Genomic DNA, 6,461 nt, shown 5'->3' with positions numbered 1-6,461 from the left:
GAGGCAATGACCAGCGCCGTGCCCACGCGATCGGGGAAGGTCGCGGGCCAGCTCAGCGCCTGCATCCCGCCCATCGAACCACCAACGACCGCGAACAGCCGCTCGATCCCGAGATGGTCGAGCAGCATCGCCTGCGCGCGCACCATGTCGCGGATCGTGATGACCGGAAAGCGCATTGCGTAAGGGGCGCCTGTTGCGGGATCGATCGTGCCGGGGCCCGACGATCCCATGCAGCTTCCGAGCACATTGGAGCAGATGATGAAATGCCGCGCGGGATCGACGGGCAACCCCGTCCCCACCAGCCGCGTCCACCAGCCTGGCTTGCCCGTGATCGGATGCGTCGAGGCGACATGCTGGTCGCCCGTGAGTGCATGGCAGATCAGGATCGCGTTGGAGCGGTCGGCATTCAATGTGCCATGGGTTTCGTAGGCGATCTCGACGGGCGCGAGGCTGCCACCGCCATCGAGCTTCAGCGGCCCGGGCAGAATGACATGGCGCGCAAGGCCGAAACGCTGATCGTCGCTCATCGCCAAGCGGGCTAGGGCGGCGCGGCGCGCCTTGTCAACCGAGCGCGTTGAGCGCTAAGGCGCACGCCCATGACAGAGCATGCGAAAAGCCCCCGTCCCAAGGACTGGATCATGGGCATTGCGCCCTATGTGCCCGGCCGTTCCACCGCGGGCGAGGGGCGCAAGGTCATCAAACTCTCGTCCAACGAAAATCCGCTGGGAACGAGCCCCCACGCGCAGGCGGCGTTCGACGGCGGGCGTGGCAGCCTGTCGCGCTATCCCGACCCCGGCGCCACCGCGCTGCGTGAGGCGATCGCGGACAAATATGCGCTGGACCCCGCGCGTGTGATCTATGGCACGGGATCCGACGAGATCCTGCATCTCGCCGCGGGCGCCTTTGCGGGCGTCGGCGATGAGGTGCTGTTCGTCCGCTATGGCTTTGCGGTCTACGAGATCGCGGCGCGGCGCGTTGGCGCGACCCCGGTGATCGCGCCCGACAAGGACTATGCGACCGATGTCGATACGCTGCTCGCCGCTGTGACGCCGAACACACGCGTCGTCTTCGTCGCCAATCCCAACAATCCGACAGGCACCTATACTCCCGCCGCTGAGATTGTGCGGCTTCACGCCGCGCTGCCCGAAGATGTGCTGCTCGTGCTCGATCAGGCCTATGCCGAATATCTGGAGCCGGATGAGGATGATGGCGGTTTCGCACTCGCGCAGGGCGCATCGAACGTGCTCGTCACCCGAACCTTTTCCAAGATCTACGGGCTTGCGGCCGAGCGCATCGGCTGGGGTTACGGGTCAGCGGATATCATCGAGGCGCTGCACCGCATCCGCGCGCCCTTCAACGTGACGACCGCGGGGCAACGGGCGGCGATCGCCGCGCTGGCCGACGAGGATTTCGTGCACGCCAGCCGGCGGCACAATGCCGAATGGCGCGACTGGTTCGCGCGCGAGATCGCGGCAATGGGGAACAAGGGGCTTCGCGCCATCCCGTCAAAGGCCAATTTCGTGCTTGTGACATTCTCCGGCGCTCTCAGCGCGGAGGCGGCCTATGAGGGGCTGATGGCCGAAGGCTATATCACGCGCTGGCTGCCGGGGCAGGGGCTGTCGCAAGGGCTGCGCATCACGATCGGTACCGCCGAGGAGACGCGCGGGCTGATGGCCATGCTGCGCGGGCTCGTCGAGGCGGCGGGCTGATGCTGCCCTTCCAGCGCATCACCATCATCGGGCTCGGGCTGATCGGCTCGTCGATCGCGCGCGCGGTCCGCGCGCATATGCCGACGGTGCGGCTGACAGGGCATGACGGCGACCCCGACGTCCGTGAGCGCGTGCGGGCGCTCGACCTGTGCGATGACGTCACCGACACCGCGGGCGCTGCGGTGACCGACGCCGAACTCGTGATCCTTTGCGTGCCCGTGGGCGCAATGGGCGATGTCGCCGTCGAGATCGCCGACGACCTGCCTGCGGGTGCAATCGTGAGCGATGTCGGATCGTGCAAGGCCGCCGTTTCCGCCGCGCTCGGCGCAGCGCTTCCGGGTGCAATCGTCATTCCCGCGCACCCCGTGGCAGGCACCGAGCGCAGCGGCCCCGAGGCAGGCTTTTCAACGCTGTTCCACAAGCGCTGGTGCATCGTCACCCCGCCCGCGGACGCCGATGAGACGGCAGTGGTGCGACTCGAGGAATTCTGGCGCGCGCTGGGCGCGCATGTCGAGCGGATGGACGCCGAGCATCACGACCTCGTGCTCGCGATCACCAGCCATCTGCCGCACCTTATCGCCTATACGATCGTGGGCACCGCCTCCGACCTCGAGCAGGTGACGCAGTCCGAGGTGATCAAATATTCGGCCGGCGGTTTCCGCGATTTCACGCGCATCGCGGCGTCCGATCCGACGATGTGGCGCGATGTCTTCCTGTCCAACAAGGAAGCGGTGCTCGAGATGCTCCAGCGCTTTTCCGAGGACCTGACCGCGCTCCAGCGCGCGATCCGCTGGGGCGACGGCGATGCGCTGTTCGAACTGTTCACGCGCACGCGTGCGATCCGCCGCAGCATCATCGAACAGGGGCAGGATGATGCGCGCCCCGATTTCGGACGCACGCACGAATAGCCTCAGTTGTTGAGGCGGTTGATCTCGTCATGGACCAGCGCTTCGACCGCGTCGCGGTCGAGGCCGGGCTGGATGACCTCGCCGAAGCTGAACGTGATGACGCCGGGACGCTTGAGGAAGCTGCCCCGCGGCCAGACGCGTCCGCTGTCGATCGCGACCGGGACCACGGGAAGCCCGATCTGGCGATAGAGCGCCGCAAAGCCCGAACGCAGCGGCGCACGCTCGCCATGTGGCACGCGCGTGCCTTCCGGAAAGATCACGAGCGAGCGCCCCTCGTCAGCTGCTGCGCGTGCCGCGCGGACGAGCTTGCGCAGTGCGCTCGCACCGCCCTCGCGGTCGATCGGGATCGAGCCATGCAGCACCGCGACACGACCCCAGAGAGGAATATCTGCCAGTTCCTGCTTCACGAGGACCGCTGGATCGCGAAGCAGCACGAGTGTCTCGACGGTCTCGTACATCGATTCGTGCTTCATCGCGTAGAGCACGGGATAGTCAGGAATGACGCCTTCGACCCGTGTGCGGATGCCAAGAATATAGGCGGCGCACCAGCGGTGAAAATATGCCCAGCCGCGCGCGACGCGGCGCAGCGGCGCGGCGCCGACCAGCGAGCTCGCCAGCGCCGCCAACACATAGAGCAGACTGCCCGGATAGAAGATCAGCGCAAAAAGGGTCGAACGCAGCAGTGTCATCACAAGCCTACCAGTCCCGCGAGGCAGCTGAGCAGATATTTGTGATATTCCTTGAACAGCATCGCAAATCCCGGATCGCTTCTCACCGCATCGCCCACGATACGAACATTGCCGTCGAGCGCGCGCTCGAGTTCATGACGCGCGCGCCACATGTGCCAGTCCGTCGTGACAAGACGGACGCTGCGATAATCGTGCTTCCTGATCCAGTCGGCCGTTTCCTGCGCATTTGAGCGCGTGTCCGTCGCCTCGCGGCCGAGGTCGATGCAGCAGTCGAACAAGGCCATCGGGGCATGCTGGGCCAGCGCGAGTTCATGCGGTTTCACGTCTCGATAGACGCCGGACACCAGCATCCGCTTTGCGCGCTTGTCCTCAAGCAAGGCGAGTCCGCGCTCGATGCGACCCGGCGCGCCGGTCAGCACCACGATCGCATCGGTGGTCTCGCCATCGACCGGACGCGGCAGCCAAATGGTGAAGGCGGCGAAGCCCAGCGCCCAGAGCAGTGGAACGATCGACAGGATACGCTTGATCACAACATCTTCCGCAAGGTCTTGAGCACGGTGATCCGCGCGGCGAGCGTTGCGAGCAGCGCACCCGCGAAGGGCAGCGACACTATAATCGCCCAGTCGCCCCAGGAAAGCCCGACAGATCCCAGCAACTCGGATCCGATCGCGGCAATGCGCGATCCGAGCAGCAGCAGCACCGCGACCGCGGACAGAAGCCCGACCAGCCCGCCGAACAGTGCATCGAGCGCAATCCTGCGCTGGAACAGGCGCGCGATCTGGACATCATTGGCGCCCATCAGGTGAAGCACGTCGATCGTCGCGCGGTGCGTGTTGAGCGCGGCGCGCGCCGCCAGCACCACCGCGCACGCGGTCGCCGCAGCCATCAGGATCACCAGCACCGCGGACAGCCATTTGAGCGAGGCGATGAGCCCGGCAAGTGGTGCTAGCCAGCGCGCGTGGCGGTCGATCCGGGCGGCAGGCGCCACCGCGCGCACCACCTGCTCGGCGGCACGGATGCGGGCGATCGACCCGTCGGCAAGACTGACGTCAATGAGCGCGGGAATCGGCAGATCCTGCCCGGACAACTCCTCGCCACCGAGCCACGGCTCGAGCAGTCCGGCAATTTCCCGATCGGTGAAGCGCTTGACCGCAACGACGCCAGGCGCGTCCGCCAAAGCGCGCTCGACGGCTTCGGCGCGTGCCTTGCGCGTATCGGGATTGGCATCGACGATCTGGATCGTCAGCCGCCCCGCCAGATCATCGCCCAGCCCGCGCGCGGCAGCGCTCAGGCCGAGCCCCGCAGCCGCGGCAAGCGCGGTCAGGAACATCATGATTGCGATGACCCAGGGCATTGGCCCCGCAAAGCGCCCTTCGGGCAGCAAGCGGCGATCGGCGACCGAAGGTGCCCAGCCGAAACTCATATCGTCCCGCCCTCTCCCAGAGGCGGATAGCGCAGTGCGCCCGTGGGATCGGAGAGCCGCCCGCGATCGAGCCGCATCAGATTGGCGTTGGGCATCCGGCTGAGCAGATGAATGTCGTGCGTTGCGACGACGATCGTCGTGCCGAGCTTGTTGAGCCCTTCGAACAGCAGCAGCAGCCGCTCCGCCATATCGGGGTCGACGTTGCCCGTGGGTTCGTCCGCAACGAGCAGGTCGGGGCGGCCGATCACGGCGCGCGCGATCGCCACGCGCTGCTGCTCGCCGCCCGAAAGCGTGGCGGGACGCGCGCTGGCACGGTCCGACAACCCGACCCAGGCGAGCATCTCGCTCACCGGCGCCTCGATATCGCGCTCCTCATGCCCCATCACGCGCAGCGGCAGCGCGACATTGTCATAGGCTGACAGGTGCGGGACCAGCCGAAAATCCTGAAAAACGACCCCGATGCGTCGGCGCAGCGCGGGCAACCGGTCGCGCGGCAGCGTCACGACGTCATCGCCGAACAGGCGAATGAGGCCCCGGCTGGGGCGTTGTGCGAGATAGAGCAGCTTGAGCAGTGAGGTCTTGCCCGCGCCTGACGGGCCCGTGAGCACATAAAACGCGCCCCGCGCCAGCGCAAAGCTGACGTCGGACAGCGTTTCCGCGCCCGTGCCGTAGCGCAGCCCGACATTTTCGAACTGTACGATGCTGCTCATCGCGGCCCGCTGCTGTGCTCCCTTGCCCCTGCCTGCCGCCATCGCACAGAGCCGCGCGCCGCGTAAAGCGCGTTGTTGTGCACAAATCGGCCCGCGGGCGCCAACATGCTTGCAAGTTGATTCGCGAGTGTGTTTACACTGGCGGACGAGACGCAGCGCAAACAACGGATTTCCGAAGACCAGATGATCCTGACCTGCCCCGAATGCCGGACGCGATATCTGGTCCCCGACACTGCGATCGGGACGGCGGGACGCACGGTGCGCTGCGCTTCGTGCAAGCACAGCTGGTTCGAGGCGCCCGCGGGTGCGGTCATGACGCCACCCGCGATCGAAGTACCGCCGCCCGCGGTCGAACCCGCGCCGCAGCCGGTGGCGGAAGTGGCAGCCGTACCACCCCCTCCGCCTCCGCCCGAACCCATCATCGCCCCCGTGCCGACGGCCGCTTTTGTCGATCCGGTAACGCCCGAGCCCGACGGTGCGGGCTATGACGCCTATGCGCACGCGCCGCCCTTCCGTCCGCGGCGAAATCCGGCGCGGCGATGGACAATCGCGGCAGCTGCCGCAGCGATCCTCATGGTCGCCGCATTGGGCGCGATCCAGTATTTCGGAACGCCTGGGCTTGCGGCATGGCTCGGCCTTCAGGCCGCCGAGGTCGACATCCCTCTCAAGATCGACATCGCGCGCAAGCCCGAGCGCTATACCCAGCCGAGCGGCAACGAGCTGTTCACAGTCTCGGGCCGCATCATCAATCCGACCGACAAGGCGCAGTCGGTGCCCGATATCCTTGCCGAGTTGCGCGATTCCTCGGGCCGGGTGGTCTATGGCTGGCGGATCATCCCGCCCGTACGCAAATTGCCGCCGCAGGGCTCGGCCGAGTTCGACAGCGCCGAGATGGATGTTCCCAAGAGCGCAAAGGAACTGAATCTTAGCTTTTCGGGCGCCGCGCTGAACTAGGTGCCGCGCCGGGCGGCGGGGTTGCTGAGGCAAAATCGGCGCAAATCGGGTGCCGCAAGGTCAATTCG

At 66.7% G+C, this 6,461-nt stretch carries 8 protein-coding genes; 3 read left to right on the top strand and 5 right to left on the bottom strand.

Features of this window, described 5'->3' with window-relative positions; translation table 11 throughout:
- On the bottom strand, positions 1-527 hold a 527-nt coding region (locus tag MKI88_RS17700; protein WP_241632877.1), incomplete at its 3' end, for an alpha/beta fold hydrolase family protein.
- A 69-nt stretch (positions 528-596) separates the two neighbouring features.
- On the opposite strand from MKI88_RS17700, the gene hisC reads away from it, so the two are divergent.
- Together hisC and MKI88_RS17690 are read left to right on the top strand one after the other, a co-directional pair.
- Positions 597-1,709, top strand: a complete 1,113-nt coding sequence (gene hisC, locus MKI88_RS17695) for a histidinol-phosphate transaminase (RefSeq protein ID WP_241632876.1) — start codon at positions 597-599, stop codon at positions 1,707-1,709.
- Positions 1,709-2,617 carry a prephenate/arogenate dehydrogenase family protein gene (locus MKI88_RS17690; RefSeq protein WP_241632875.1) on the top strand — a complete coding sequence of 303 codons (909 nt, stop codon included), beginning with the start codon at positions 1,709-1,711 and terminating at the stop codon, positions 2,615-2,617. Before hisC ends, MKI88_RS17690 begins: the two co-directional genes overlap by 1 nt.
- A 2-nt stretch (positions 2,618-2,619) precedes the next feature.
- Here MKI88_RS17690 and MKI88_RS17685 read toward each other — a convergent pair whose 3' ends face one another.
- Genes MKI88_RS17685 through ftsE form a run of 4 tightly spaced genes read right to left on the bottom strand, consistent with a single transcriptional unit; the run spans position 2,620 to position 5,439 of the window.
- On the bottom strand, positions 2,620-3,309 hold the full coding sequence (locus tag MKI88_RS17685) for a 1-acyl-sn-glycerol-3-phosphate acyltransferase (RefSeq protein WP_241632874.1): 690 nt from the start codon (positions 3,307-3,309) through the stop codon (positions 2,620-2,622).
- Positions 3,306-3,836, bottom strand: a complete 531-nt coding sequence (locus tag MKI88_RS17680; RefSeq protein WP_241632873.1) for a YdcF family protein — start codon at positions 3,834-3,836, stop codon at positions 3,306-3,308. The genes MKI88_RS17685 and MKI88_RS17680 overlap by 4 nt, the downstream gene beginning before the upstream one ends.
- Positions 3,833-4,729 carry an ABC transporter permease gene (locus MKI88_RS17675; RefSeq protein ID WP_241632872.1) on the bottom strand — a complete coding sequence of 299 codons (897 nt, stop codon included), beginning with the start codon at positions 4,727-4,729 and terminating at the stop codon, positions 3,833-3,835. Before MKI88_RS17675 ends, MKI88_RS17680 begins: the two co-directional genes overlap by 4 nt.
- Entirely contained in the window at positions 4,726-5,439 is a 714-nt protein-coding gene (gene ftsE, locus MKI88_RS17670; RefSeq protein WP_241632871.1) for a cell division ATP-binding protein FtsE, read from the bottom strand. Before ftsE ends, MKI88_RS17675 begins: the two co-directional genes overlap by 4 nt.
- A 129-nt stretch (positions 5,440-5,568) precedes the next feature.
- On the opposite strand from ftsE, the gene MKI88_RS17665 reads away from it, so the two are divergent.
- On the top strand, positions 5,569-6,393 hold the full coding sequence (locus MKI88_RS17665) for an MJ0042-type zinc finger domain-containing protein (RefSeq protein ID WP_348636271.1): 825 nt from the start codon (positions 5,569-5,571) through the stop codon (positions 6,391-6,393).
- Positions 6,394-6,461: the final 68 nt, after the last annotated feature.

This window comes from Sphingomonas sp. LaA6.9 (assembly GCF_022601895.1).
In the GTDB taxonomy this organism is placed as follows: domain Bacteria; phylum Pseudomonadota; class Alphaproteobacteria; order Sphingomonadales; family Sphingomonadaceae; genus Sphingobium_A.
The sequence above is the reverse complement of the archived record's forward strand: the minus strand, read 5'-3'. Positions and strand labels throughout refer to the sequence as shown.